The sequence below is a fragment of the Nonomuraea angiospora genome (assembly GCF_014873145.1).
GTDB classification, from domain to species: Bacteria; Actinomycetota; Actinomycetes; order Streptosporangiales; family Streptosporangiaceae; genus Nonomuraea; species Nonomuraea angiospora.
Window position 1 is genome coordinate 5,565,703 of sequence record NZ_JADBEK010000001.1, and the last position, 25,076, is coordinate 5,590,778.

The following is a 25,076-nucleotide window of genomic DNA, read 5'->3' on the forward strand; positions in this document are numbered from 1 at the left end:
CATGCCGAACGCACGACTCGCGGCTGCGAGGATCGCTTCCGTGGACGCCTTACGAGGCTTCGCACTCCTGGGCATCCTCGTTGTCAACATCGCCTTCCTGGCCTCCGGCTACCGGATGGCCGGGATGGCCGAGCCCGCCTTCCAGTCCCCGGTGGACTGGACCGTGCGGTTCACCGTGACGCTGCTCGTGGAGAACAAGTTCTACCTGCTGTTCTCCTTCCTGTTCGGCTACAGCTTCACCCTCCAGGTCGACTCGGCGGCGCGGCAGGGGCGCCCGTTCGGGCCGATGTTCCTGCGTCGCCTGGCCGGGCTGCTGCTGATCGGGCTGGCGCACGCCGTGCTGCTGTTCCCCGGGGACATCCTGACGACGTACGCGGCCGTTGGCCTGGCCCTGCTGATCTTCCGCAAGCTCCGGCCCAAGGCCGCGGTGGTGCTGGCGGTCATGTTGACCGCGATGCTCGCGCTCGGCTTCGTGCTGCTGGCCCTGCTCGCCACGTTCGGCCTGGACATGGGCGGCACGGTGGCGGACTCGGCCGCCGAGGCCACCAAGGCGGACACGGCGCTGGCGGCCTCCGCCGTGCAGATCATCTCCGAGCACCTCAGGAAGCTGTCGCTGATCATCGTCTTCCGCGTGCTGTTCCAGGGCCCGGCGGTGCTGGCGGCGTGCCTGATCGGCCTGGCGGTCGGCAAGCTGGGCGCGCTGCGCGACCTGTCGGCCCACACGGGGACGCTGCGCAAGCTGCAGTGGGCGGGGTTCACGGTCGGGCTCGCGGGCGCCTTCGTCTACACGACGTCGGCCTGGCACGGCACGATGCACAAGTTCTGGGGCGAGGCCGTGGACCTGGTGACGGCCCCGCTGCTGGCGGCCGCGTACGCGGCGACGTTCCTGCGGCTGCTGCCGTACATGCCGCGCATCGCCCGGGCGCTCGCGGCGCCGGGCCGGATGGCGCTGTCCAACTATCTGGCGCAGTCGCTGATCTGCTCGCTGATCTTCACGGGGTACGGGCTGGCGCTCGTGGACCGGGTCAGCCCGCCGCTGGAGGTGCTGATCGCGCTCGGCGTCTTCGTCTGCCAGGTCTTCTACAGCCACTGGTGGCTCAAGAGGCACCGGTACGGGCCCGTGGAGTGGATCCTGCGCTTCCTCACGTACTGGCGCAAACCAAGCCCCAGCCGCCCGCGCCACTCTGTGGAGAAGTAACGGGACATGCGCAACTGGCCCGTGCTCGACCTCCGCCTCACCACGCCCCGCCTAGAACTGCGCATGCCCTCTCTGGACGATCTCGACGAGCTGGCCGACCGGGCCGCCGAAGGCGTGCACGATCCGGACGTGATGCCGTTCGGCGTGCCGTGGACGGACGCCCCCGCCGACGAGCTGCCGGGCAACGTCGTCCGCCACCAGCTCGGCATCATGTCGCGCTGGCAGCCCGAGCGGTGGTGCTGCAACTTCGTCGTCGTCCACGAGGGGCGGGTGATCGGCACCCAGGACCTGTCCGCGCACGGCTTCCGGGTCACCCGCGAGGTACACACGGGCTCGTGGCTGGGCCGCGCCCATCAGGGCGAGGGCCTCGGCACGGAGATGCGCGCCGCCGTCCTCCATCTGGCCTTCACGGGGCTCGGGGCCTTGACGGCGGTCTCCAGCGCGTACCTGGACAACCCGGCCTCGCTGGGCGTCTCCGGCAAGCTCGGCTACCGGCCGGACGGGCTGATCGTGGACGAGGTACGCGGCAGGCGGGCGGTCCAGCAGCGCCTCCGCCTCGACCGGGCCGACTTCACCGACCCCGTCCCCGTACGGATCGACGGCCTTGCGCCCTGCCTCCCGCTCTTCGGGCTCACCTGATGCGAGGCCGGGCGAAGACGGTGTTGTCGATGACGACGTCCATCCGCGGCAGCGGGTCGGCCTCCTCGAGGTAGATGCGCTCGGCGACGAGGTAGCGGTTCCGGTGGATCGACTCGGCCTCCGACCCGGCCCAGTCCTGGTCGCGTTCGGCCCCTCTGCGTACCGACAGCTCGGCGTCCACGTCCATCCAGATCCGGAAATCCCAGTACTTGTCGATCTCCGGCCGGAACGCGAACACCCCGTCCACGACCACCACCGAGTCCGCCGCCAGCGGCGTCGTCGTCCCGGAATGATCGATCTGCGTCAGCGGATCGATGCCGCACAGCGCACACGCCCCCGCCTCGGCGGACCGGCCGGGCTCCAGGAGCAGCCTCTTGACCGCCTCGTAGTCGTAGGCGTTGCGGTAGTAGCCCTCGCCCGACTCGCGGTCGTAGAGGTGGCGGTCCTTCCACGGCTTCTTGAAGTCGTCCAGGGTGGCGCGCAGGGCGGGCCGCCCCGCCCTGACGATCTGCTCGGCCAGCTCGTGCCCGAAGCTCGTCTTGCCCGAGGCGGTGAACCCGTCGATCCCCACCAGCACCCGCCCACCGCCGCAGGCCAGCACCCGCTCGGCGACCCGCGCCACGAGCGCGGAACGCTCCGGCGAGGCCGGCGCCGGGCAGGGCTGCTGCCAGGTCGAGACCGAATACTGCACCCGCACACCAGAAGCACCAGACAATCCCACCAGCACACCCTATCCACCAAGATTGCGATGAGTTTCGGCGCTCCATCGGGTCTCCACTCCGGACGACCGCTACGACCAAGGAGGAGTTTTAATGGGCAAGATCATCTACTGGATGAACACCTCGATGGACGGCTACATCGAGGATTCCGCCGGTGGCTTGGACTTTTCCGACCCGGACGAGGACTTCCAGCAGGCGGCGAGCGACCATGTTCGCCGGATCGAGGCGTTCCTGTTCGGGCGGCGGCTGTACGAGGCGATGGAAAAGCCCTGGACGCAGGACCTCGGCAAGGAGGGCGCCCCGGCCCTTGAGCGAGAGTTCGCCCAGCTCTACAAGGAGACGCCGCGGTACGTCTTCTCCGACACCATCCAGACCGTCCCCGAAGGGCTCACGCTCGTCCGCCGCAAGGACGCCGTGTCCGTGGTGACGCGCCTCAAGCAGGAGATCGACGGCACCCTCCAGCTCGGCGGCGCCGAACTGGCCGTCTCCCTGGTGGACCTGATCGACGAGTTCTGGGTGTACGCGTCCCCCGTGATCATCGGGGGCGGCAAGCCGTACCTGCCCGTGAGAGAGAACCTGCGGCTGCGCCTGGTCGAGCACCGTTCCTTCGCCTCGGGAATCATGTTCCGGCGGTACGTACGCCCCTGACCGACCAGGAGCGGATCGCGCACGGGCGCACCCACTGGGCCCCTCGTGGGTGCGCCCGCGCGCGATCCTGGACGAGCGCAGACTCCGGATTTCATCAAGCGGCGTCGAGAACGCCGGTGATCTTGCGGGTCATCTCGGCCAGGGTGGGGCTGGGCCGGCCCCGGTGGGTCCCGGCGGCTGCTTCGAGGGCGACGATGACGGTGCTGCGGAAGTTGTCGGCCTCTGCCGGGTCCTGCCGCTTGAGCAGGCTCATGGACGCGGTCAGGGCCGGCAGCACCTGGTCGGCGAGTTCGGCTACGGACTTGCCGTACTTGACGCCCTTGGGGGCCTTGGCGAGCACGTGGCCGACCACGCCGGTCGCGGAGGTCAGGGCGATGGAGCCCTCGGTGGCGACCTTGTGGGCCGAGCCGGCGGCGCCGGCGGCGGACATCAGCGAGACGGCGCCCCACGCGGCGGTCCGCAGGGTGAGCTTGTCCTGGTCGGTGAGGGTGATGGACATGGTGGTGTGCTCCTTCAAGCTGTTACGAGGTTCGACTGAACGGGCAGACGCTGAACCGTTCATGCCATCCACCATCGCCGACCGCTCTGATACCGACCCGTCGCCGTCCTGACGCGGCCGCTGACACGACACCGCAGCAGCTCTGATCTCCCGCCGGGGACCTCCGCACGCCGACCTGGCCGGGCGCGGCCTTCATCACCAGCTCCGGGACGGGCCCGTCGACGGCAAACCACCGGGCAGGCCAGGGCCGTCCCGCGTGGCGGATCGGACAGGCGGGGTCCGCACCCACCGTCAGGCGTCGTCGTCCAGGCGGCGGATGTGGATCGGGGTGTCCCACGTGATCGAGGTGTCCTCCGGGTGCCGGTCGCTCAGGTACGCCCGGCGCAGCAGCGCCTCAGTTCGGTGATTGCCGTCGAGCACGACCCGCCCCCTGACCGTGATGTACATGTCCTCGCCCGGCTTGAACACCGCTTCGAGCAGCTTGTGGTCCGGCAGGCGCGCGTAGTGGTCGGTCTTTCCCCGGCTCAGCGCGCTGCGGTCGAGGTCGGGACAGATGAGGTCCTTCAGCTGGCGCACGGTCGCGTTCGGCGCGACGGGCGACCTTCCGCGCCGCGCCGCCGCGGTGGGCGGGCGAGCCTCGAGGAGCGGCCGCAGCCGGTCGCGCACCTTCTGGGCGAGTGTACGGCCGAAGAGGCGTTCGAGGGTGCGGCGGAAGGCCGCGACCGCCCGCTGCACGACCACCCGGCGCTCGGCCACCTGCCGGTACGCGGCCACCATCGCCGCCCCGCCCGCGACCGCAGCCGCCGCCACGGCGGCCACCACGTACGCGGCGGAGGCTGCCAGGAAGACCTTCAGGTGCTCGACGACCGTGGCGACCAGCTCGTGGCCGTCCGCGAGCAGGCGGGACAGGGAGGCGAGCGTGGTGAGGTGCCCGCCCTCGTGGTGGTAGTCGGCCGTGTAGGCCCGCATCGCCGCGACGTCGTCGCCGTCACCGGCCGCGGCGGCCGTCACCACACCCGCCGTCATCGTGGGGACGGCGTGCTTGTCGAGCGTGTCGGCGAACGCCCGGTATGCGGCGGCGACCTCGCGCAGGGCCTGCTCGTCCTCGTCCGGCCAGGGCACACCGAGCAGCCGAAGCCCAGCCTCAAACCCCGGCCCAGCCATCAGCACCACCGGGACCGCCCCGCCCAGGCCGTATCCCGCCGCCTCACCGAGACCGGATGCGGTCGCCCTCCCCAGGCCGTATCCCGTTGCCTCGCCGGGGCCGAGTGCGCTCGCCCTCCCCTGACCGTCTCCGGAACCCTGCTACAGGTCACGCCGGGGAACCGCCGCGGCGTCGGCAGCGACGGCCTCCACCGCCATCGCCCGCATGGCCGCGCCCGTCTCCGCCAGGTTGTCCCCCAGGTGCGCGCACGCCTCCCCCATGAGGTCCCGTACGGCGGCCATCACCGTGCCGACCGCCCCCGTACCCCACGGCTCCAGCCCTTCGGTCCCGGTCCGCAGCGCAGCGGCCGCCCCCGTCATGATCCCCGCCGCCTCCTCCACCCGGCGTGCCCCGCCCTCCAGAGCGGCCGACTGGATCCGCCACTCGCGCCCCACGTCGGCTCCCCGTCGCTCGTCCGTCACCGCCGCCGGAACCGTAGCGCGCGGATACTGGGACGAGGCTCCTCTTCAAGGAAGCTGAAAATGTATAAACAAAGGTCAGAAGCCGTTCACCGAATGGGGATCTGGCACCAGACCACGCGTTCCTCTCGCTTGGTGAGGTACGTGCCCCACGCCCCCTCGCAGATCGCGGCGACGGTGGCGATACCCATGCCTCCGGGCCGCCTCATATGCGGGATCCACTCATTCCAGTCAGCCGGGAGCGGCAGGCATTCCGGCTCCGACATGGGATTGCCCGGATCGGTGACGACGAGGCGGAGGCAAGGCACCGCTTCGTCCAGACGGAGGCGGACCCAGTCGCGACCGGGACCCTTGAGCGCGTGCCTGACAGCGTTGGTGACCAGCTCGGAGGCGACGAGCTCGGTGTCATGCAGGGCGGGATGCGCCGGTCCCAGCCAGGCTCTCACGGCCAGCCTGGCGCGGTGGGGTGCGTACGGATCCTGCCGCAGAGTGGTACACCGCAATCGCCGAGGCACTGTCGCGCCTTGCCGCATGGAAATCACCTCGAAGCACACAAGAGCGGTCGGAAGGTGGAGGGCTACACATGCATAAAACTCCGTAGCCACTGCACAGCATGGCGTCGTGCAGTTACGTTGTGTTTCCAAAAGGCGGCTTCACTTTCCGCCAGCCACCGGCCAAGTGTGTGTGGGCCTTGTAGGGACGTGCGGAGACAGAGGCGAAGGGACGTGATATGACCGTTAACGGGGAAGGACCTGGCCTACGCGCACGAGCGGAGTATGGCGCGCGGATGCGGAAATTTCGGACACGTCAAGGGCTGTCGCAGGAACGCCTTGCCGCAGCTCCCGGGGTCACCTACAGCGAGAGCCAGATAGGGGCCGTCGAACGCGGTAAGCGTACGCCGGGCGCGGCTTTCACGGAGGAGATCGAGCGCGTTCTCGGGCTTAATGGAGAGCTGAAGGAACTGCTGCCCGAAATCCACAACGACTTCGGCCCCAAGTGGTTCAGGCCATGGCCCGGCATCGAGGCCGCCGCCCACACCATCCGCACCTCCGAGCCGTCCCTGATCCCCGGGCTCCTCCAGACGGAGAGGTACGCGGAGCAGATCTTTCTCGGAGAGCCCGGCGTCCCTCCCGATCAGGTACAGAAGAGCGTCCAGATCCGGCTCAAGCGTCAAGCAGTATTCGGCCAGCCGAAGCCACCCATGTATTCGACGCTCATCGACGAAAACGTCCTTTCCCGACCAGTCGGCGGGGCAGAGGTGATGAGGGAGCAGCTCGCGCATCTCCTCAGCGTCATGAAGCATCCGTGCATCACAGTCAGGATCGTGCCCTTGGCCGCAGGGCTCACCACGGGACTACTGGGCGCGTTCGAGATCGCGCAGGCGGATGGCTCACCTGACATCGCCTATCTGGAAAGCTCCTTGACAGGAGAGGTAATAAGTAACACCGACAAAGTCCGAGCCCTCAGCGTGCGCTGGGATGCCTTGAGCAGCATGGCCCATCCGGTGAATGTAAGCGAGCAGATCATTCGTGAGGTGATGGAGAGGTATGGAGACTGACAACGAACTGGCAACCGCCGCATGGCGCAAGGCCAAGGCATCCGGCGGTAACGGCGGGAGCTGCGTCGAAGTAGCTCCCCTCAGCGGTGGACGCGTCGCCGTACGAGACAGCAAGGACCGCACCGGCCCCGCCCTGGTATTCACCGCGTCAGAGTGGGCCGCGTTCAAGGACGGCATGGCCAAGGGCGAATTCGATTTCTAGCCGGAAAAGCACGGAGGAGGGGTTCGAATCCCTTCCAAGCCCCTTCTCCGTGCTCCAGCACGCCAAGATCCCTACATCGAGATGATGGAAGCCTCCATACACGCCCGGAGGCATGTGTGACTACGACAGATGACCGTAACGTCGCAGGTGGGAAGACGTAGAAAGGTCTCTGTCTTGAGAGTTTCCACGATCAAGGAAGAGGGCGCTCCGAAAAGTCGCCCGCCGCGCCTCAAAGAGAAACCCCACCCCGCCGAACCACAGGCGCCGAATCGGCACGCTAATCGCCGTGCGCTGACATCGGCCGAGCAGCTCGACGGTGCCCGGATATCGCGGGACCTGCGAGAAAGCCTGCGATTCCTCGCCGAGCACGACCCTCGCTAGATCGCGAGCCAACCCAGGCCGACCAGCACGGGATCGCTCGGGTGAGCTCCAAAGGCCCGCTCTTGGGGTAACGGCGGCCGTTGTGGCCGTGGGCGGGTGCCGCCTCTGCACCCCGCTCGTTCCTCGCCGGCGCCGCCGGAGCGCTTCTGATCGTGCTGTGCTACGCGCTGTCCATCGCCGTCTTCGCCGTGATCACCCGTTAGCGGCCGCGGCAAGCGCGGCCGTCAGGTTCGCCGCCCGTGAGGGGCGGTCGCGTGTCTGGCTTCATCGGATCTCCCGGGCGCAGAAATCCCGGAATGCGCGGGCCGGGCGGCCGGTGATGCGCTCGACGGCGTCGGTGACCCGGTCTTCCGCGCCGCCGCTGATGTCGGCGTCCAGCGCGGCGAGTGCCGTGGCGAAGTCCGGAGACAGGCCGTGTACGGCGAAGTGCCGGGCGAGTTCGTCCACGGTCACGGCTGTATGGCGCAGTGGCCTGCCGGTGTGCCGGGCGATGGCATCGGCGACCTCGGTGTAGCTGAGCGCTTCGGGGCCGGTGAGCAGGTGCTCGGTGTTGTGCGGCACCTCGTCGGTCAGGGCGTGCCCGGCGACGGAGGCGATGTCGCCCGCGTCGATGAAGGCCACCCGGCCCTGCCCCGTCGCGGAGAGGATCTCACCGTCCCGCGTCCTGAGTGCGAGGGAGTCGCCGGCGAAGTTCTGCATGAACCACGACGGCCGCAGGATCGTCCACCCGGGCGCACTGGTGCGGACGAGGCCGTGCAGCGCGCCGAGCCCCGTCGCGCTCTCCGACACCGCGGACGAGCTGAGCAGCACCACTCGCCGGACGCCCTGGCGGGTGGCCTCGTTCAGGAAGGGCGCCACGAGCGGGGCGGGCTCGGCCACACCGATGGGGGCGACGAGGTAGACGGCCGAGACCCCGGACAGTGCCGGCGCGTGGGTCTCCGGGTCCGCCCATTCGAAGCGCACGTGCCCGGGAAGGCCGTGCGTACGGCTCGCCGGCCGCACCGGGACGCCCCGGTCCCGCAGGAAGGCGGCCACGAGGGAGCCGGTGGTGCCGGTCGCGCCGATGACCAGGACGTCAGCCATCGACGCCTCCGGCGAAAGCGGTGGAGAGCTCGTCAGCGCCACCCATGATCTCGGCCGCGGCCAGGGGGTTCCAGTAGTCGCGGTACCGCTGGATCTCGCCGTCCCGCACGGTGATGACGGCGACGTAGCGCATGCGGTACGGCTTCCCCGTGGCGACCACGAGGCCGGCGGCCTCGAATTCGGCGATCACCACCTCCGGGTCGACGCTCTGGTGCACCACCTTCTCGGTGATCTCCTGGACGTCAAGAAGATCAGGGTAACCGCGAAGGTACTTCTGGATTGCGGTGCTGCCTTCGACGCGCTCGGGGTAGCCGGGCGGCGCGAAGGGGAACTCGATCACGCCGGCCTCCGCCCACAGTCCGGCGAAGGCCCGCATGTCCTTCGCCAGCAGGAGATCCAGAGCGTGTTCCACCAGTTCACGGGGGTTCATCGTAGCTCCTTCGTATGGACGGTACGGTACCGTCCCGACCAGAAACTACCACGGGACGGACCCGTACCGTCCACTCGCTAGACTCGTCACATGACCCGCCGCCCTCCCACTGGCGCAGCCGTGCTGCAGCCCACGGTCACCAAGGCGATCGTCGAAGCCGCCCTCGACGAACTGGCCGAGCAGGGCTACGCGCGGCTGTCGATGGAAGCGGTCGCCAGACGGGCGGGCGTGGGCAAGAGCGCGCTGTACCGTCGCTGGCGGTCCAAGCGGGAGATGACGATCTCGGCGATCGCCGAGTTCAGCATGGAGAGGGTCGTCGTCCCCGACACCGGCTCGCTCCGCGGCGACCTGCGTGCGAGCCTGGACTCATTGCTGGCCTGGCTGACCCATCCCCGCTTCTCCCGGATCATGCCCGACCTGGTGACCGAGGTGGCCCGCGACCCCGAGTTGGCCGAGGTGGTCGAGGCCATGGTCGGCACGCCGAAGCGCGAGCGGGGCGTGGTGATGCTCCAGCGCGCGATCAAGCGCGGCGAGCTGCCACCGGACACCGATCTGGAGCTCGCCCTCGATCTGATCGCCGCGCCGGTCTACTGGCGGCTCGTCGTCCGGTCCGTGGAGCCGGGAGCGGGCTATCTCGACAGGCTCACCGACATGATCCTGCGAGCACTCAACGGGACCGCCGCCGGCCGATCGGATCACCCGCCCCTCGCGTTGTGATCGTCCGGCGAACTGCTCGATCAAAGACTCCACCGCGAGCCGCCCGGATTGCTCTCATGAGGATCAAGAGCGCGGCCTGGCGGATCGGCCGGTGCCGGCGTGCGGCTCTCTGGCCGGTCCAGGCCGCCGCCGCCCGGCGGTTCGTACCGGGTGCCGCGTTCCGAGTGAGGACCTTCCTACTTGTCGTGCTGCCGGCGCACCATCTCGTTGATCCAGATGGGCGCGAACGGAGACGTGCAGCCCGGGGAGGTCGGGTAGTCCTTGAGCACCTCCAGGCGCTCACCGATGTCGATCGCACGGGCACGGTGCTCGGCGTGCTCGATCCCGATCTGAGCCAGGCAGTGGTTCATCGCCCACTGCAGGCGATCCGGGGCGTCTTTCATCTCCGCCTCGATGACGTCGAGCAGTCCCGCGAGGTCGAGTCCCTCGGGCTTCTTCGCCACGCGTTCGGTGGTCAGCGCCCAACCGGCACTCGCGACCACTGGGTCCGGATCGGCGAACCAGGCCACGCGCAGCTCTTCGGAGTGCGGGTTCTTCTTCACCACGTAGTTCACGAGCCAGTCGTGCACCTTGGGTGCGCGCGCCCCGCGCACCATGACGTCCAGCTCGTCACGCTCGAACGCCTTCGGCCGGCAGATCAGGATCGCCAGCAGCCTCGCCGCGGAGTCCTCCGTCTCCCAGAGCCGGCACGCGAGTTCCTGCTGCGTCTTCAGCCGCTTCGCGAGCGCGCGCAGCTTGCTGAGGTTCACGCCGTGATCGTCACCGTGTCTCGCGTTCACCTCGCGCGCCTTCGGGTCCTCCAGCTCGGCCAGCTCGGCCATCACCTCGGCCACCGTCGTCCCGGCCACCTTCAGCCTCCTGTCCGCACCACGTGCGGGATCAGCCTACGAGGGAAGTCGGCCTCCTGTCGTACGCGCCCGTTCAGCGTGGAGCTCCGCCGGCAGACGCGTAGGTGACGAGAAGTCAGTTGGCCTTACGGTCCGTCGGTCGCGCTGGTGGCCCGGATGAAGCGGGCGCCCCACTCCTGGACGTGCGCGGCGAACTCCGGCGGCCCCAGCACCTCGAACTCGGCGCCCACATTGCCCAGCGCCTGGGTCGGCCAATCGAGAGAGGTCGAGGTCATGGTGACCCGGCAGGTGTCGTCGTTGAGCGGTTCGATCGTGCCCCACTGGCCGACCGCCTGCCGTACCCGGGTCGCGGGGGCATGGACGAGCGCCTGGACCGTGTACGGCGCCGGGGCTCCGCTGGCTGCCCGGACGAAGGCCGCGGCGTTCTCGGCCGGGAGTGGACGCGGCCGGAATCGCGTGCCGGTCCCGGCCGGCTCGGTCAGCCGGTCGAGGCGGAAGCTTCGCCAGTCGTGCCGGGTCAGGTCATAGGCGACCAGGTACCAGCGTCCGCCGAGGGCGACCAGGCGGTGCGGCTCGACCTCGCGCTCGGTGCGGGCGGAGCCTCTGGCGGTGTAGTCGAAGCGCAGCCGCTCCTGGTCCCGGCAGGCTTGGGCGACCACGGTGAGCACCTGCGCCGCGACGACCGGCCCGGACGCGGCGACGGAGAGGGTCATCTCCCGCAGGGCATCCACCCTGGCCCGCAGCCGGGGCGGTAGGACCCGAATCACCTTGGTGAGCGCGCGGAGCGACGCCTCCTGCATCCCGGCGATCCCGCTCTGCGCCGCGTCGCCGATGCCCACCGCGAGGGCCACCGCCTCCTCGTCGTCCAGCAGCAGCGGCGGCAGGACGGCGCCGGGCGCGAGTTGGTAGCCGCCGTCGGTCCCCCGGGCCGCGCTGACCGGATAACCAAGCTCGCGCAACCGGTCAACGTCACGGCGCAGGGTCCGCTCGGATACCCCGAGCCGGTCAGCCAGTTCCGCGCCGGACCAGTGACGGTGGGTCTGGAGCAGCGAGAGCAGTCGGAGGGTCCGTGAGCTGGTGTTCGCCATACCGCCATCCTCGCCCGACTTCCGGTCAAAAAGTGACCGGAAGCCTCTTTAGTGTCGATTTCGAAGGCTCAACCGACACGAGGACCAAGAAATGATCACCCGCGAGATCCAGCTGACCGCCCAGATCGTCGGCACCCCCACGCTCGACCACTTCGCTGTCGCCACCACCGAGGTGGACGGCGAGGTTGTGGTACGAACTGACCAGGTAGGGCTTGCCGCGACCTACCTGGAGTTGATGCGCGCGGACTGCACCCTCCCGGTACCGGCCTGGCAGCCGGGCCGGCGGGTGGGCGTGGCCGCCATCGGCACCGTCGTCCGGTCCGACAGCCCCGAGCTCGCGGTTGGCGACCTGGTCCAGTCGATGACCGGCTGGAGCGAGTATTCGGCGGGCCCAGCCGCCCAGTACATGAAGCTTGATCCCATCGCCGACCCCGGCTACTACCTCGGTCAGGGACCGACGGCCTACTACGGGATGGCCGACGTGGCGGGCGTCGGCGAGGGCGACGTGGTGTTCGTCTCCGGCGCCGCGGGCGGGGTCGGCTCACTGGCCGGGCAGATCGCCAAATGCCTGGGCGCGGCGCGGGTGATCGGCAGCGCCGGCAGCCCGGCCAAGGTCGACTATCTGGTGAACGAGCTCGGCTACGACGCTGCGTTCGACTATCACGACGGCTCTCCGGTCGACCGGCTCCGAGAGCTCGCGCCCGCGGGCGTTTCGGTGTTCTTCGACGTCGTGGGCGGCGAGCAGTATCAGGCCGCGCTGCAGGCGGCCAGGCCCGGCGCCCGCTTCGCGCTGTGCGGCTCGCTGTCCAGCCAGCTCGGCGATGCGGCGGAGCGCTTCCCCGAGCCCGACCAGGCCGCGGCCCAGGCCAGGGGTGTCGAGCTGCGGCCGTTCTCCTGCTACCACACCCCCGACCAGATCGCCGCCTGGCGGGAACACTTCAGCACCTGGCTGGGCGAGGGCCGCTTCGTCTACCCGCAGACGGTCATCAAGGGCGAGCTCGAAGACGTGCCGCAGGCTTTCCTGTCCCTGCTCCAGGGCTCCTACCGGGGCAATGTCTCGGTGCGGCTGTCATGACGGCTCTCTCGAGCAGGGCCCTGAACCGGGCCCTGCTGGGCCGCCAATTCCTACTGGCCCGCACCGATCGCACCCCGCTGGAGGTGATCGGGCGCCTGGTCGCGCTGCAGGCGCAAGAACCCAACTGGCCCTACGTCGGGCTGTGGAGCAGGATCTGCGACTTCACCCACTCCGAGCTCACCACGCTGCTGGAGGACCGGAAGGTGGTCCGCTCCGGCCTGCTCCGCAGCACCCAGCACCTCGCCGCGGCCGACGACTTCCGCCGACTGCGGCCGCTGCTGCAGCCCGTCCTCGATCGCACCGCCCGCTCGGCCTACTTCGCCCGCAACAGCGCAGGCCTGGACAGCGCCTCGCTGATCGCCACCGGGCTTGAGCTGCTGGCGGGCGGGACGACACCGCGAAAGGAGCTGGCTCGACGGCTGGCCGAACGCCACCCAGGCCGCGACGGGCGCGTCCTCGCCGGGGAGGTCGAGCTCAGAACCCCCCTCATCCACAACCCGGCCACCGGCGCATGGGGCTCCTGGGGCACCCGGTCGGCCGTCTCTGTCACCCCCGCCGAGACCTGGCTCGGCCGGCCCATGGCGCCGGCAACCGCCAAGGACCTCATCCGCCGCTATCTGGCAGCGTTCGGCCCAGCCGGGATCATGGACGTACAGGCCTGGTCCGGGCTGACCCGCCTCGGCGAGGTCGTCTCCGACATGCGCGCCGAACTGCGCCACTACCGCGATCCCGACGGCAGGGAACTGATCGACCTGGCCGACGTGGAACTGCCCGACCCCGACACGCCCGCCCCCGTGCGGCTGCTGCCGGCCTTCGACAACGCCCTGCTCGGCCACGCCGACCGGACCCGCATCATCAGCCACGAGGACCGAAAGCGCGTGATGCCCGGCCAGGCACAAGTACGGCCCACCTTCCTCGTGAACGGCCATGTGCACGGAACCTGGTCCCTCGAAGGCGAGACCCTGCGCCTCAACCCGTTCCGCGCCCTGACCGCGACCGATCAGGCCGCCTTGGAGCAGGAGACAGAGCGCCTGCTGCCGTTCGTGGGAGTCAGGAACGTGTCCTACAGCGGCCCGATCGTGACCCGGTCATCCTGACCGTCCGGGATATCGAAAGGATCCGTAGGTTCGGCGGTGGACCGGCTCTCGGAGCTGCCGGGCTCCTCAACCCACTGGTTGACCTGCTCCCCGCCCTGAAGTGAAGGCCGAGGCTTTCTGCGGACCTTCGGTAACCGGCGGAGCCCCAAAGCGAGCTCAGCGAGCGGGGGTTTCGGGGGGGTCGAAGGGGGCGGGAGCCCCCTGGGAGGCGCTGGCTGGAAGCCCGTTCTTTAGGTGCCGCCGCGGCCCGACCATTTGATTTCGTGGGGTTTCAGGGTCACCTGGCGGCCGTCCACCGTGGCCGTCACCTCGCGGTCCGAGGTGTTCACCATGACCACCTGGCGTTCCTGGCCGATTGCCTTGATCTTGGGGTCCGAGGTTGTCACGGGCTCGACGCGTACGCCCGCCGGAAACCATTTGGTGAAGCCGCTGAGCAGGCCCGCCATCGGCATCTCCCCGCCCACCTTGGGGCTCCAGAGGCAGCCGGCGCACTCGCCCTGGCTCTTCTGCTGCGGGTTCCAGTAGAGGGCCGTCGTCACGCCGCTCTTGGCGAATTCCATCAGCGCCGTCGCCTGCACCGCCGTGCGCTTCTCCTCCGACCAGCCGGAGTTCTCCGGCTCGACGTACCATTCGGCCCACCACACGGGCAGGTCGTCGCTCTTCTGCCGCAGCCACGTCGTGATGGCGGCGAACTTGCCCTGGGCGGCGAAGTCGTCGGGTACGTTGCCCCGGTCGTTCGTCATGGACGCGCCGTCCACCACGACGAAGTCGGCGCCCTTCTTGTGGTCCAGCCAGTACGTGATCGCGTCCAGCGCCCGCTGGTCCACCGTGCCCCACGGGCCGCTCAGCTCCGAGGGTCCGCCCTTGGAGTTGGTCTCGATGGGGATGTACGGGCCGCCGATCTGGATGTCCTTGTTCACCTTCTTCAGGGCCGTGTAGACCTTGTTGTACAGCTCGGTGTACCCCTCGGCGTCCCAGCGGTTGGTGGACGGGTCCCAGAAGCCCTTGAACTCGTTCCACACCATGTAGTGCCTGACCGTCGGATACTGCTTGGCGACCTGGACGGCCAGTTTGGCGTAGTCGTCGAAATGCTCGCGCTTGGGCGCGACCGTGTGGTTCTTGCTCCAGTCCGTACGCCCGGCCTGCCCGCCCTTCATCCAGTCCGGCGCGCAGCACAGCGTGATGACGGGCACCGCCCGCGACGACGCCATGAACTTCAGCCGCCGGTCCAGGTCGCGGAAGTTGAACTGCCCCGGGCTGGGCTCCGGGTTGCCGACACCCCAGCCCATGATGTGCTGGTTCTGCAGCATCGGGACCCGGCCGAGCACGCCCCTGGCCTCCTCCACGACCTGCGGCGGCTCGTTGTCGGCGCTGTACTGGGTGTGGGTGACGCCCCAGCGCGGCCAGTTGTCGAGCGCGGGCGGCTGCTCCAGCCGCGGCGCGGGCTCGCTGGGGAGGGTCGTGGCGACGTCGTCGCCCTTGAACACGCTGCGTGACTGGCTGCGCATCGACGCGTAGACCATGATGCCCGCCACCAGCACGACGGCGAGGACGCCTGCTCCCAGCGCGAGCGGCCACGGCGATCGTCGTCGTGCGTGCCGGCCGTCAGTCGGAATCACCGAACGCTCCTCATGCTGCGGCAAAGGTACAAGGACTCACGAACCTACAAGGGCTCAGGATTCTGCGAGGGTTGCGAACGTTCCAGAGAGTGCAAACGTACAAGAGCCTGACCCTAAATAGGCTAATCGCCCCACTTGCAAGGAACTTGCCGGATCCGTTCAGGAAACAGGAGGACGCCGGCCCCCAGCGGGGCCCGGGACCCCTGCGTAGCGGTACGGGACCGGCGGCCGGCCGGGCTGCACGACCAGGAGCGTGCCGGGGGTCTCGGCGTAGAAGGCGGACTCGACGGCGGCGGCCACGTCCTCGGCCGTGAGCAGCGGGAACCCGGCGTTGACGAACATCTCCCGCGACTCCGCCACCAGCGGCGTGTCCGTGAATCCAGGACAGACGGCGCCGATGCGGATGTTCTGGGCGGCCAGCGGCTCGGCGAGCGCCCTGACCAGGCCGACGACGGCGTGCTTGGTCATCGTGTAGATCGGGTCTCCGGCGAAGCCCACGAGCCCGGCCAGCGAGGAGGTGGCCACGATGGCGCCCCCGCCCGACCGCTTGAGCAGCGGGACCGCGGCCCGCACGCCGAAGACGACGCCGTCCACGTTCACCCCGACCACCTGGCGGTAACGCTCCGGGTCGAAGTCCGCCAGGTCCACCCGGCCCGGGATCCCCGCGTTCAGGTGGACCAGGTCGAGCCGTCCGTAGCGCTGCTCGGCCAGCGCCACCGCCTCCAGCGACGCCTCCTCGCGGCTGACGTCGGCGGCCAGCCACGCGCCCTCCACCTCCTTGGCCAGCCTCTCGACGCCCTCACCGTCGAGGTCGACGAGGACGCACTTGACGCCGCCCGCCGACAGCCGCCGTGCCACCGCCGCCCCGATGCCGCTGGCCGCTCCGGTGATGAGTGCAACTGTGCTCATGGCGTCGCTCCTTGCGTCGGGGGTCCTCGCGAAGGCCGGACCGTCAGGGCTGGTCGAGCATGCGGTGCGCACGGGAGATCAGCGCGGGCACCGCGGACCCGATGCGGTCGAATCCCTCCCCAACGGTCTTACCTTGCCGGAACCGGGCGTGGATACCCTCCACGATGACCGCGAGCTTGAAGTTGCCGAAAGCCACGTAAAACCCAAGATCCGAAATATCCCGGCCGGAGACCTTGGCGTAGTGCGCGGCGAACTCCGCCGCGTTCATGAACCCCGGCGCCAGCGTCACGTCCCCCGCCACGGGAATCCGCGCCCGCTCCTCGTCCCCCTCATCGTGCCAGTACGTCAGCGTCAGCCCCAGGTCGGCCAGCGGATCCCCCAGCGTGGACATCTCCCAGTCCACCACGGCCATGATCTCGATCGGCTCCCCGAACCTGATCAACGTGTTGTCCAGCCGGTAGTCGCCGTGCACCAGCGTGCTGTCGGAGGTGGCGGGCAGCCGCCGCCTCAGCCGCTCCACCAGCCGGTCGTACTCGGGCAGGTCGGCCGTCTTCGACCGCTCCCACTGCTGCCCCCACCGTTCGAGCTGCCTGGCCAGGTAGCCCTCGGGCCGCCCGAAGTCCCCGAGCCCCACCTCGCGGTAGTCGACGGCGTGGATGGCCGCCAGCACCTCGGCCAGCCGCTCCGACAGCCGCCGCGTGTGCGCCGGCGACGGCGAGCCGAGCTCCTCCCGGGTCCGTACGGCGGCCCCCTCCACGTACCCCATGAGATAGAACGGCGCCCCGATGACGGACTCGTCACCGCAGAACGCGACCGGCGCGGGCACCGGCACGGGCGTGGCCGACAGGGCCGAGACGACCCGCCACTCGCGCCGCATGTCGTGGGCGGTGGGCAGCACGTGGCCGAGCGGCGGCCGGCGCAGCACCAGGCGGCGGTCGCGGGCCTCGATCAGGTAGGTGAGGTTGGACCTGCCGCCCGAGATCAGCGAGACGGACAGGGGCTCGCCCGCGTCGGGCACGTTCCGGCCCATCCACGCGATCAGGGCGGGCCGGTCGATGCCAGGTACGGTCATGAACCCAGATTAGAACGCGACTCGGTCCTGAATACCACCTGAGAGTTCGGTAACGTTCGGGACCTGCGGTTACGACTGCTCTGGTAATAACCTTTACCCTGGCTGTACAGGTCCCCCCTCAAGCTTGAAACACAGTGGCATGCCGACGGTAGGAGCCCATGCGCGTCACCCTTGCCCTGCCCCGTGAGCTGGGACAATCCGAAGTGAGCCGCTGGAGGGAGCTCCAGGAGGCGGACCCCGCACTCGACAGCCCCTTCTTGTCTCCGGAATTCACCATCACGGTAGGCGAACTCCGAGATGTCGTACGGGTCGCGGTCCTCTACGACGGCCCAGACATCGTCGGCTTCTTCCCCTTTGAACGACATCCCCTCGGCATCGGCAAACCGGTCGCCGCGGGGCTGACCGACGCGCAGGGGATGGTACGTGCCAAAGGGCTCCCCATCGATCCGCGCCGCCTCCTCAAGGAGTGCGGGCTCGCGGTGTACGAGTTCGACCATCTGGTCTCCGGCCAGCCGCTGCTGGACGAGCGGCACGACCGGCACCCGTCGCCGATCATCGACCTGCGCGGAGGCTACGAGCACTACACCGACATCCTCCGGGAGCACTCCGGCAAGACGTACAAGTCCACCCTGGCCAAGTCGCGCAAGCTGCAGCGCGAGGCCGGGGAGTTGCACCACGACTACGCGACCACCGACCTGGCGCCCCTGCACACGCTGCTCGGCTGGAAGACCGATCAATACCGCCGCACCGGGCGCACCGACAGGTTCGCGCACCGGTGGATCGTGGAGCTGGTCGAGCGGCTGCTGGCCACCCGGTCCGACAGCTTCGCCGGGGTGCTCGACATGGTCTACGTGGACGGGCGGCCGGTGGCCGGGCATTTCGGCCTCCGTACGCGTACGACGCTCGCCGGGTGGTTCCCCGCCTACGACACCCACTTCGCCAAGTACTCCCCCGGCCTCATCCACCACCTGGCGATGGCCGAGCAGGCCGCGGCCAACGGCATCGAGGTGATCGACATGGGCCGGGGCGAGAAGGAGTACAAGGAGAAGCTCAAGACGGGCCAGCTCGAAGTGGCCGAGGGCCGGGTGGCCAGGATCGGCGCGTCGGCCGGGATCCACTGGATGATGCGGGTGCCCGTGCGCAAGACGCGCGCCACGGTGATGGCCAACCCGTTCCTGCTCAAGACCGCCGACAAGGCGTTGAAGACCTACGGACGGCTCCGCACCGTCCTGCAGGGGTGAGGCCGATCGAGGAGCGCACAGGCCGTCGCTGCCTGGCGCTCCCCTCCAACCGTCTTGGCCTCTACCTGGCCTTACGCCACTGGTGCGAGCCGGGCCAGCGGCTGCTCATGTCGCCGATCTCGGCCGACGAGATCCTGTTCCTGGTGCTCGCGGCCGGCCTGCGCCCGGTGATCGCGCCGCTGTCCCCGCGCGACGGCAACATCGACGTCTCCCGCGTCGACCTCGCCGCGGTGGACGCCGTCCTGACGACCAACCTGTACGGCCTGCCCGACGACGCCCCCTCCTTGTCCGGAAAAATCCTGATCGAGGATGTGGCGCACGCCATGGAGACGAGCGTCGGCGGCCGGCCGCTGGGGACCTTCGGCCAGGCCGGGGTGTTCAGCCTCTCCAAGCACCCGGGGGCGGGCTCGGGCGGCGTCCTGGCGGTCGAGCACGAGTCCGACCTGCGCGCGCTCCAGCGCGCCCGTGACGCCCTGCTGGCCCCCGGATCCCTGAGGGCCGACCTGACCGGCGTGGCCACCTCGATGGCCCGCCAGGTGGCGCTCAGGCTCGACCTCGTACGCCCCGCGCTCAGGCTCATGCGGGCACTCGGCATGCAGGAAGACCGCGAGGGCTACCGCATCGCCCTGGAGCCCGAGGCCCTGAAGCAGGCACTCGAGCGGATCCCCGAGCTGCCGCCCTTCGACCCCTGGGTACGCGCCGACCTGCACGACTACCGCGCCCGCCGCGGCCGCGTGGCCCGCTGGTACCAGTCCAGGCGCCTGGCCAAGGTCGCCGCCGACCGCGGCCGGCGGCTGGCGGGCGTCGCGGCCCTGGCCGAGCTGCCCACGGTCGCGCCCGCCGTGCGCGACGACGTGCGCCGCCCGCTGTTCCGCGTGCCGCTCCTGGTGCGCGACAGGGACGCGGCCATCGCCGAGCTGGAGCGGCGCGGGGTGGCCACGGGCTACCTGTACGACCCGCCGTACGACGACTACGCCCCCGCCTTCACCGAGCCCTCCCCCGATCCCGGGCCCGCGCGCTGGTGGGCGCGGCACGTGCTGCCCGTGGACCCGTTGTACGCCGCCCGCGCCCTGCCCGTCCTGCGCGACCTCGAGCCGCCTACGCAAGGTCCGCCCTGACCAGCCGCAGGAACGCCTTCAGCCCCGTGATCACCTCCTGGTTGTCGTTCAGCCCGTCCACGGTCTCGTCGAACCGGCGGGCCATGAGCGTCATCCGGCGCCCCAGATCGTGGTCGGCCAGCTCCAGGCCCTGGCGGGCGGCGTTCAGGTCGTCGACGTCTCTTTTGATGCCCTTCACGACCGTCTCCAGCTCGGACACCCGGTCGAGCAGGGCGATCACGTCCGCGCGCGGGTAGCGCACCTCCTGCCCGAGCGTCCTGACCCGGTCGCGCAGGTGCTTCGTGTACGCCGCGACCGGCCGGAAAGCGGTGGCGAGCAGGTAGAACCCGGAGAAGTAGTAGCCGAGCTGGGCCCCCGCGAAGAACGTGACGACCGCGATCACGGCGGCGGAGACGACGTGGCCGGAGACCGCGAGCACGAGCATGCGCCGGGCGATGCGCCGCGCCTCGTCCTCGCGGTGCCGGGCCACCTCGATGCCGGCCTCCCTGGACACCTGGATCTCGTGGAGGACGTGGCGGGCGGCCAGGAACAGGTTCCACGGGACGGTCAGGACGACGACCAGCCAGAGCAGGCTGATCGCGCCGGCGCCCAGGGAGAGGAGCGTGGACGGCGCCACGCCCGCGTAGAGGACCAGCCAGACGGTGAGCAGGGCGACGATCAGGGACGCGAGGAGCAGCCACCATTTCATGGGGTTCAGCATGCTTCGGGGGTGGGGTGGGGGGCGAGAGCTCGGCTACTCAGATCCGCCCTGAGCACCCGTGGAGCGGATGAGGTCGGCGAGGATGCGGCAGCCGCGGCGGACGTCGGCGAGTGAGGCGGAGCCGTAGCCGATCACCACGCCGTGCAGCCGCGCCCGCCCGTGGTGGTGGCGGCCGATGGAGTCGAGCAGGACGCCGCGCTCCCTGGCCCGCTCCACCACGTACCGCTCGACCGGCGCAGGCAGCTCGGCCACCACGTGCAGCCCGGCCGTGTCGCCGCGCAGGCGGCAGACGGGCCCCAGGAGCTCGACGACCGCGGCGCGGCGGCGGGCGTACTCCAGGCGCATCCTGCGCAGGTGCCGGTCGAGGTCGCCGCACTCCAGCAGGTTGATCACGGCCTGCTGGACGGGCCCGCTGGTGCGGTCACCGACGCTGCGCCGCAGGCGGGAGATGGTGGCGACCAGCTCGGGAGCTCCGACGAGCCAGCCGACGCCCACGTCGGGCGCGAGCGTCTTGGAGAGCGTGCCGAGGAGCACGACCCGCGAGGGGTCCAGGCCGTAGAGGGCTGGCAGCGGGGCGACGTCGTAGCGGAACTCCGCGTCGTAGTCGTCCTCGACGATCGTCGCGCCCGTGCTCCTGGCCCAGGCCAGCAACCGCTCCCTGCGCGGGATCGGGAGCCGCCCGCCCAGGGGGTACTGGTGCGCGGGCGTGGTGTAGAGCACGCGGAGGTCGCCGGGCAGCCCGTCCACGACCACGCCGTCCTCGTCCACCGGGCACGGCACCACCTCGGCGCCCCTGGCCGCGAAGACCGTGCGCGCCACGTGGTAGCCCGGGTCCTCGACGCCGGCCCGCGTGCCGGTGCCGAGCAGGGCGAGCGCGCACAGGTCGAGCCCGTTGCCGGTGCCCCGGGTGACCAGGATGTTCTCGGGACCGACGGCCATGCCTCTGGCCCGTCTCAGGTGGTCGGCCAGCAGCTCCCTGAGGCGCGGCAGGCCGTACGGGCTGGGGTCGGCGCCCGGCGGCAGGTCGGCGGCCTTGCGCCAGGCCCGCTTCCACGCCGCCAGGTCGTAGTCGCGCACCCAGGGCTGGCCCGGTGTGAGGTCGATCCCGTCGGCCGGGGCGGGCGGCGGCGCGGGCACGTACGGCGTCTGCTCGCGCGGCGGCGGGGCCACCTCCATGTCGGCCACGAACGTCCCGGAGCCGTGCCGCCCGTCCAGCCACCCCTCCGCGTACAGCTGCTGGTACGCCTCCGTGATCACGGTCCTGCTCACCGCGAGCTGGGTCGCCAGGGAACGCGTGGACGGCAGCCGCTCGCCGGGCGCCAGCGTGCCGTCCAGCATGGCGCGCCGCAGCCAGTCGGCGAGCTGCGCGGTCAGCGGCGCGTCCGAGTCACGGAAAAGGGAAACGGGCAGGTCAACGTGGGTACGCACGGAAGTGGTCTCTGCGAAGGGCTCGATAGTGGCCCTACAGGATAGGTCCACTTGGTGGTTACGGTCGAATCATGCTCTCCACCACTTCCCGCACCACGCTCGGCCGCTCGAAGGAGCGGGGCAGCACCGACAGGAACGACCTCCACGAGGTCCTCGACACCGGCCTGGTCTGCCACCTGGGCGTGGTCGTGAACGGCCACCCCATGGTCGTGCCCACGGGCTACGGCCGCATCGGCGAGACCCTCTATCTGCACGGCTCCACGGGGGCCACGACGCTGCGCGCCGCCGACGGGGGCGAGGTGTGCGTCACGGTCACGCACGTGGACGGGATCGTGCTGGCCCGCTCCGTCTTCCACCACTCGGTCAACTACCGTTCGGCGGTCGTCTACGGCCGCGCCCGGCTCGTGACGGACCCGGAGGAGCGGATGGCGGGGCTGCGGGCCCTGTCGGAGCAGCTCGCGCCCGGGCAGTGGGACTACGTCAGGCAGCCCAACCGCAAGGAGCTCGCCGCCACCGCCGTGCTGGCCCTGTCGCTGGAGGAGGCGTCGGTCAAGATCAGGCGCGGGGCGCCCAAGGACGAGGAAGAGGACTACGACCTGCCGGTATGGGCCGGGGTGCTGCCCCTGGTCACCACGTGGGGCGAACCCGAGCCGGATCCGATGCTCCCAGAAGGTATCGACGCGCCTGTTCACATCCTCCATCGGGAGTAGTTCCATGGAGCAGGCACCACCTGCTCCTGATGGTGATGGGAGACGTCGATGGAGTGGAGCGCTCCCGGCTATACCGAGATCAAGCAACTCGGGACCGGCGCCAGCGGGCGGGTGACGCTGGCCGTACACGACGAGACCGGCGTCAAGGTCGCCATCAAGTACCTCTCCGAGGGGCTGCTGCGCGATCCCGCCGCGCTGGGCAGGTTCCAGGCCGAGGCGCGGCTGCTGACCACGCTGCGCGACCCGAACATCGCCACGATGTGGGAGTACGTCCAGGACGCCGGTGGCGCGGCCATCGTGATGGAGCTGGTCAACGGCGTCTCCTTGCGGGCCCTGCTGCGCGAGAACGGCGCGACCGAGCCCGAGGCGGCGCTGGTGGTGCTGAAGGGGTCGCTGCTCGGGCTGGCCAGGGCGCACGACCTCGGGCTGGTGCACAGGGACTACAAGCCCGAGAACGTGATCGTCAGGGACGACGGGGTCAGCAAGCTCGTCGACTTCGGCATCGCGGTGCGGCAGGGCACGCCCACGCATCCGGAGGGCACGCCGCCGTACATGGCGCCCGAGCTGTGGGAGGGGCTGCCCGCCTCGCCCGCGACCGACGTGTACGCGGCCACCGCCGTCTTCTTCGAGTGCCTGACGGGGCACCGCCCCTACCGCTCCACCGAGCCGAGCGTGCTCGGCTATCAGCACGTCCACGCCCCTGTGCCGTTCCACGACGCGCCGCAGCCGGTGCGCGAGCTGGTCAGGCGCGGGCTGGCCAAGGACCCGGCGCGGCGGCCGGCGAGCGCGCACGCGTTCGTGGCGGAGCTGGAGGCCATGGCCAGGGCCGCGTACGGCGAGGACTGGGAGGAGCGCGGGAAGCGCCGCCTGGCCGCGCTCGTGGCCCTGCTTGCCCTGCTGCTGCCCACGGCGCCGACGCCCGTCCCGGAGGTGACGACCTCGCTGGCCCGGACGGTCTTCCGCGGCCTGCGCTCGAACGTGGCACGCATGGCCATGGCCGGCGCCGTGGCCGTGGCGACCGCCGTGGCGGTGGTGGTCGTGCTGGCCAACCGCCAGTCGCCGCCCACGGAGGAGCTCGGCGCGGCGGCGGCCGTCCCGCCCTCGCAGTTCACGACGGAACCGGCGGCCGATCCGCCGGCCACGCCGGAGCCGACCCCCGAAACCACACCCGAGGTCACCCCGAAGGCGACGCCCGCTAGCACGCCCAAGGCGGTCATCCCCATAAAGACCCCGGCGAAGACCCCCGTACAGACTCCGGCGAAGACCCCGGTCAGCACGCCGACCACCACGAAACCGGTCAAGACCCCCAAGCCCACCAAGAAGGCCACCCCGACGCCCACTCCCAAGCGGACGCCGACTCCCCGGCCGACCCCCACCCCGACCCCGACGCCCACCCCCACTCCCACTCCGGAGCCCGTGACCGAGGTGCTCGGGGTGAACGTGGGCGGCCTCACGGTCGACGAGGACGGCGACGCTGCCGCCACGGTCACCGTGCGCACCGACGGCACCGCCCCCGTCACCGCCACCGCGACCTGGTCGGCCCCCGGCGAAGGCGGCCGCACCCAGCGCCTGCGCCTGGCCGGCGCCAGGTCCTACACCCGAACGCTCTCCTGGTCCATCGGCGAGCGCCCGTGCGGCAGCACGGTGACGCTGACCGTGGTCACCTCCCCGGCGGCCCCAGGAGGCGCCAGGACGGCCTCGCTGGCCGTGCCGCCCTGCCCGACGAGGGTGACCGGCCTGCGCGTCTCCCTGGACCTGCCCGACGCGCCGGGCCGCACCGCGCAGGCGGCGGTGCGGGTGAGCGCGAGCGGTACCGGGGAGATCCCCGTCGAGGCCCAGTTCGCGGTGAACGGCGATCCGGTCGGCACCCGGTCGGCGACCCTGTCCGGCCGGACGTCCTACGCGCGCTCGTTCGCCCACACCTTCAGGTCCCGCCCGTGCGGCGCGACCCTGTCGGTGCGGGTGCGCGCCGGTGACCGGACCGCCACCGCACGGACGTCGGTGCCCTGCCCGCCGCAGGTGGAGCGGGTCTCGATCGTCAGGGCCGGTCAGGGCGAGGGCGGGCTCGTCGCGACCGTCTCGGTGACCACGTCGAGCACCCAGCCGGTACGGCTCGTCGTGTCGTTCTCCGCCGACGAGGGCGGGGGCACGGAGTCGGTCACCCTGTCCGGCGCCACCTCGTACACCAGGACGTTGAGCCACGCCGTCAAGCTCCCCTGCGGCACGAGGTGGTCCGTGACGGCCTCCACCGATCCGGCGGCCGGCAACGGGAGCGACAGCGCGAGCGGAGCCACGCAGGAGTGCCCAAGGGAAGAGGAACCTCCCGAGGAGGAGGAGCCCAGCAAGACCCCTAGCCCAGGCACAGACGACAACGTTGGATGACATTGCTGACTAATAGGGATATCGGTAGCGGGAAAGCGGTTCCCTCTGGTTAAGCTACGGCCGGTTGATGAGGGTGGGGGCCCGGCAGACTC

General features: G+C 70.4%; 26 protein-coding genes. 12 read left to right on the top strand and 14 right to left on the bottom strand.

Features of this window, described 5'->3' with window-relative positions; translation table 11 throughout:
• Positions 1 to 40 precede the first annotated feature (40 nt).
• The gene (locus H4W80_RS25180) at positions 41 to 1,198 is read left to right on the top strand and encodes a DUF418 domain-containing protein (RefSeq protein ID WP_318787047.1); all 1,158 of its coding nucleotides are present in this window, start codon (positions 41 to 43) and stop codon (positions 1,196 to 1,198) included.
• Positions 1,199 to 1,204: 6 nt separating this feature from the next.
• Positions 1,205 to 1,837, top strand: coding sequence for a GNAT family N-acetyltransferase (locus tag H4W80_RS25185; protein ID WP_192787355.1), 633 nt, complete (start codon positions 1,205 to 1,207; stop codon positions 1,835 to 1,837).
• Here the strand turns inward: H4W80_RS25185 and H4W80_RS25190 are convergent.
• On the bottom strand, positions 1,830 to 2,528 hold the full coding sequence (locus H4W80_RS25190; RefSeq protein ID WP_318787048.1) for a nucleoside/nucleotide kinase family protein: 699 nt from the start codon (positions 2,526 to 2,528) through the stop codon (positions 1,830 to 1,832). The genes H4W80_RS25185 and H4W80_RS25190 overlap by 8 nt on opposite strands.
• 121 nt (positions 2,529 to 2,649) lie before the next feature.
• Between H4W80_RS25190 and H4W80_RS25195 the strand changes: the two genes are divergently transcribed.
• The gene (locus H4W80_RS25195) at positions 2,650 to 3,204 is read left to right on the top strand and encodes a dihydrofolate reductase family protein (RefSeq protein ID WP_192787357.1); all 555 of its coding nucleotides are present in this window, start codon (positions 2,650 to 2,652) and stop codon (positions 3,202 to 3,204) included.
• Positions 3,205 to 3,298: 94 nt separating this feature from the next.
• Here the strand turns inward: H4W80_RS25195 and H4W80_RS25200 are convergent, their stop codons facing one another.
• The 4 genes from H4W80_RS25200 to H4W80_RS25215 all read right to left on the bottom strand — a co-directional run bounded on the left by H4W80_RS25200 (position 3,299) and on the right by H4W80_RS25215 (position 5,859).
• Positions 3,299 to 3,703: a hypothetical protein gene (locus H4W80_RS25200; protein ID WP_192787358.1), complete on the bottom strand. Its 405-nt coding sequence runs from the start codon at positions 3,701 to 3,703 to the stop codon at positions 3,299 to 3,301.
• 291 nt (positions 3,704 to 3,994) lie between these two features.
• The gene (locus tag H4W80_RS25205; protein WP_192787359.1) at positions 3,995 to 4,825 is read right to left on the bottom strand and encodes a WXG100-like domain-containing protein; all 831 of its coding nucleotides are present in this window, start codon (positions 4,823 to 4,825) and stop codon (positions 3,995 to 3,997) included.
• 183 nt (positions 4,826 to 5,008) lie between these two features.
• Complete coding sequence (locus tag H4W80_RS25210) at positions 5,009 to 5,329, bottom strand: hypothetical protein (RefSeq protein WP_192787360.1); 321 nt, start codon at positions 5,327 to 5,329, stop codon at positions 5,009 to 5,011.
• 86 nt (positions 5,330 to 5,415) lie between these two features.
• On the bottom strand, positions 5,416 to 5,859 hold the full coding sequence (locus H4W80_RS25215) for an ATP-binding protein (protein ID WP_225963652.1): 444 nt from the start codon (positions 5,857 to 5,859) through the stop codon (positions 5,416 to 5,418).
• Positions 5,860 to 6,056: 197 nt separating this feature from the next.
• Here H4W80_RS25215 and H4W80_RS25220 point away from each other — a divergent pair, with 197 nt between their 5' ends.
• Both H4W80_RS25220 and H4W80_RS25225 read left to right on the top strand, forming a co-directional pair.
• On the top strand, positions 6,057 to 6,884 hold the full coding sequence (locus H4W80_RS25220) for a helix-turn-helix domain-containing protein (RefSeq protein ID WP_337960003.1): 828 nt from the start codon (positions 6,057 to 6,059) through the stop codon (positions 6,882 to 6,884).
• Positions 6,874 to 7,086, top strand: a complete 213-nt coding sequence (locus H4W80_RS25225; RefSeq protein WP_192787363.1) for a DUF397 domain-containing protein — start codon at positions 6,874 to 6,876, stop codon at positions 7,084 to 7,086. Before H4W80_RS25220 ends, H4W80_RS25225 begins: the two co-directional genes overlap by 11 nt.
• 645 nt (positions 7,087 to 7,731) lie before the next feature.
• Here H4W80_RS25225 and H4W80_RS25230 read toward each other — a convergent pair.
• Positions 7,732 to 8,550: an NAD(P)H-binding protein gene (locus H4W80_RS25230; protein ID WP_192787364.1), complete on the bottom strand. Its 819-nt coding sequence runs from the start codon at positions 8,548 to 8,550 to the stop codon at positions 7,732 to 7,734.
• Positions 8,543 to 8,980: a nuclear transport factor 2 family protein gene (locus H4W80_RS25235; RefSeq protein ID WP_192787365.1), complete on the bottom strand. Its 438-nt coding sequence runs from the start codon at positions 8,978 to 8,980 to the stop codon at positions 8,543 to 8,545. Before H4W80_RS25235 ends, H4W80_RS25230 begins: the two co-directional genes overlap by 8 nt.
• Before the next feature lie 90 nt (positions 8,981 to 9,070).
• On the opposite strand from H4W80_RS25235, the gene H4W80_RS25240 reads away from it, so the two are divergent.
• On the top strand, positions 9,071 to 9,697 hold the full coding sequence (locus tag H4W80_RS25240; RefSeq protein ID WP_192787366.1) for a TetR/AcrR family transcriptional regulator: 627 nt from the start codon (positions 9,071 to 9,073) through the stop codon (positions 9,695 to 9,697).
• Between the two features lie 176 nt (positions 9,698 to 9,873).
• Here the strand turns inward: H4W80_RS25240 and H4W80_RS25245 are convergent, their stop codons facing one another.
• Both H4W80_RS25245 and H4W80_RS25250 read right to left on the bottom strand, forming a co-directional pair.
• Entirely contained in the window at positions 9,874 to 10,518 is a 645-nt protein-coding gene (locus H4W80_RS25245; protein ID WP_192787367.1) for a DNA alkylation repair protein, read from the bottom strand.
• A 152-nt stretch (positions 10,519 to 10,670) separates the two neighbouring features.
• A complete protein-coding gene (locus tag H4W80_RS25250) occupies positions 10,671 to 11,633 on the bottom strand; it encodes a helix-turn-helix transcriptional regulator (protein WP_192787368.1) in 963 nt (320 codons plus the stop codon).
• A 91-nt stretch (positions 11,634 to 11,724) separates the two neighbouring features.
• Between H4W80_RS25250 and H4W80_RS25255 the strand changes: the two genes are divergently transcribed.
• The gene (locus tag H4W80_RS25255) at positions 11,725 to 12,708 is read left to right on the top strand and encodes an MDR family NADP-dependent oxidoreductase (protein WP_192787369.1); all 984 of its coding nucleotides are present in this window, start codon (positions 11,725 to 11,727) and stop codon (positions 12,706 to 12,708) included.
• Entirely contained in the window at positions 12,705 to 13,805 is a 1,101-nt protein-coding gene (locus tag H4W80_RS25260; protein WP_192787370.1) for a winged helix DNA-binding domain-containing protein, read from the top strand. Before H4W80_RS25255 ends, H4W80_RS25260 begins: the two co-directional genes overlap by 4 nt.
• Positions 13,806 to 14,035: 230 nt before the next feature.
• Here H4W80_RS25260 and H4W80_RS25265 read toward each other — a convergent pair whose 3' ends face one another.
• The 3 genes from H4W80_RS25265 to H4W80_RS25275 form a co-directional block, all read right to left on the bottom strand.
• Entirely contained in the window at positions 14,036 to 15,424 is a 1,389-nt protein-coding gene (locus H4W80_RS25265) for a GH39 family glycosyl hydrolase (protein ID WP_318787049.1), read from the bottom strand.
• A gap of 159 nt (positions 15,425 to 15,583) precedes the next feature.
• Positions 15,584 to 16,333, bottom strand: a complete 750-nt coding sequence (locus H4W80_RS25270) for an SDR family oxidoreductase (RefSeq protein WP_192787371.1) — start codon at positions 16,331 to 16,333, stop codon at positions 15,584 to 15,586.
• Between the two features lie 43 nt (positions 16,334 to 16,376).
• A complete protein-coding gene (locus H4W80_RS25275) occupies positions 16,377 to 17,405 on the bottom strand; it encodes a phosphotransferase family protein (protein ID WP_192787372.1) in 1,029 nt (342 codons plus the stop codon).
• A 158-nt stretch (positions 17,406 to 17,563) separates the two neighbouring features.
• On the opposite strand from H4W80_RS25275, the gene H4W80_RS25280 reads away from it, so the two are divergent.
• Both H4W80_RS25280 and H4W80_RS25285 read left to right on the top strand, forming a co-directional pair.
• Positions 17,564 to 18,646, top strand: coding sequence for a GNAT family N-acetyltransferase (locus H4W80_RS25280; protein ID WP_192787373.1), 1,083 nt, complete (start codon positions 17,564 to 17,566; stop codon positions 18,644 to 18,646).
• On the top strand, positions 18,643 to 19,764 hold the full coding sequence (locus H4W80_RS25285) for a DegT/DnrJ/EryC1/StrS family aminotransferase (RefSeq protein WP_192787374.1): 1,122 nt from the start codon (positions 18,643 to 18,645) through the stop codon (positions 19,762 to 19,764). The genes H4W80_RS25280 and H4W80_RS25285 overlap by 4 nt, the downstream gene beginning before the upstream one ends.
• Here H4W80_RS25285 and H4W80_RS25290 read toward each other — a convergent pair.
• Both H4W80_RS25290 and pdxR read right to left on the bottom strand, forming a co-directional pair.
• A complete protein-coding gene (locus H4W80_RS25290; protein WP_192787375.1) occupies positions 19,745 to 20,452 on the bottom strand; it encodes a hypothetical protein in 708 nt (235 codons plus the stop codon). The genes H4W80_RS25285 and H4W80_RS25290 overlap by 20 nt on opposite strands.
• A 45-nt stretch (positions 20,453 to 20,497) precedes the next feature.
• On the bottom strand, positions 20,498 to 21,892 hold the full coding sequence (pdxR, locus tag H4W80_RS25295; RefSeq protein ID WP_192787376.1) for a MocR-like pyridoxine biosynthesis transcription factor PdxR: 1,395 nt from the start codon (positions 21,890 to 21,892) through the stop codon (positions 20,498 to 20,500).
• Between the two features lie 71 nt (positions 21,893 to 21,963).
• Here pdxR and H4W80_RS25300 point away from each other — a divergent pair, with 71 nt between their 5' ends.
• The gene (locus H4W80_RS25300; RefSeq protein ID WP_192787377.1) at positions 21,964 to 22,602 is read left to right on the top strand and encodes a pyridoxamine 5'-phosphate oxidase family protein; all 639 of its coding nucleotides are present in this window, start codon (positions 21,964 to 21,966) and stop codon (positions 22,600 to 22,602) included.
• Positions 22,603 to 22,650: 48 nt separating this feature from the next.
• Positions 22,651 to 24,984: a serine/threonine-protein kinase gene (locus tag H4W80_RS62845; protein ID WP_192787378.1), complete on the top strand. Its 2,334-nt coding sequence runs from the start codon at positions 22,651 to 22,653 to the stop codon at positions 24,982 to 24,984.
• Positions 24,985 to 25,076 lie beyond the last annotated feature (92 nt).

Coding starts and splice junctions, on each gene's coding strand:
- H4W80_RS25185 (WP_192787355.1), top strand. CDS start 1,205: ATGCGCAACTGGCCCGTGCTCGACCTCCGCCTCACCACGCCCCGCCTA.
- H4W80_RS25195 (WP_192787357.1), top strand. CDS start 2,650: ATGGGCAAGATCATCTACTGGATGAACACCTCGATGGACGGCTACATC.
- H4W80_RS25200 (WP_192787358.1), bottom strand. CDS start 3,703: ATGTCCATCACCCTCACCGACCAGGACAAGCTCACCCTGCGGACCGCC.
- H4W80_RS25215 (WP_225963652.1), bottom strand. CDS start 5,859: ATGCGGCAAGGCGCGACAGTGCCTCGGCGATTGCGGTGTACCACTCTG.
- H4W80_RS25220 (WP_337960003.1), top strand. CDS start 6,057: ATGACCGTTAACGGGGAAGGACCTGGCCTACGCGCACGAGCGGAGTAT.
- H4W80_RS25225 (WP_192787363.1), top strand. CDS start 6,874: ATGGAGACTGACAACGAACTGGCAACCGCCGCATGGCGCAAGGCCAAG.
- H4W80_RS25230 (WP_192787364.1), bottom strand. CDS start 8,550: ATGGCTGACGTCCTGGTCATCGGCGCGACCGGCACCACCGGCTCCCTC.
- H4W80_RS25235 (WP_192787365.1), bottom strand. CDS start 8,980: ATGAACCCCCGTGAACTGGTGGAACACGCTCTGGATCTCCTGCTGGCG.
- H4W80_RS25240 (WP_192787366.1), top strand. CDS start 9,071: ATGACCCGCCGCCCTCCCACTGGCGCAGCCGTGCTGCAGCCCACGGTC.
- H4W80_RS25245 (WP_192787367.1), bottom strand. CDS start 10,518: ATGGCCGAGCTGGCCGAGCTGGAGGACCCGAAGGCGCGCGAGGTGAAC.
- H4W80_RS25250 (WP_192787368.1), bottom strand. CDS start 11,633: ATGGCGAACACCAGCTCACGGACCCTCCGACTGCTCTCGCTGCTCCAG.
- H4W80_RS25255 (WP_192787369.1), top strand. CDS start 11,725: ATGATCACCCGCGAGATCCAGCTGACCGCCCAGATCGTCGGCACCCCC.
- H4W80_RS25260 (WP_192787370.1), top strand. CDS start 12,705: ATGACGGCTCTCTCGAGCAGGGCCCTGAACCGGGCCCTGCTGGGCCGC.
- H4W80_RS25270 (WP_192787371.1), bottom strand. CDS start 16,333: ATGAGCACAGTTGCACTCATCACCGGAGCGGCCAGCGGCATCGGGGCG.
- H4W80_RS25275 (WP_192787372.1), bottom strand. CDS start 17,405: ATGACCGTACCTGGCATCGACCGGCCCGCCCTGATCGCGTGGATGGGC.
- H4W80_RS25280 (WP_192787373.1), top strand. CDS start 17,564: ATGCGCGTCACCCTTGCCCTGCCCCGTGAGCTGGGACAATCCGAAGTG.
- H4W80_RS25290 (WP_192787375.1), bottom strand. CDS start 20,452: ATGAAATGGTGGCTGCTCCTCGCGTCCCTGATCGTCGCCCTGCTCACC.
- H4W80_RS25300 (WP_192787377.1), top strand. CDS start 21,964: ATGCTCTCCACCACTTCCCGCACCACGCTCGGCCGCTCGAAGGAGCGG.
- H4W80_RS62845 (WP_192787378.1), top strand. CDS start 22,651: ATGGAGTGGAGCGCTCCCGGCTATACCGAGATCAAGCAACTCGGGACC.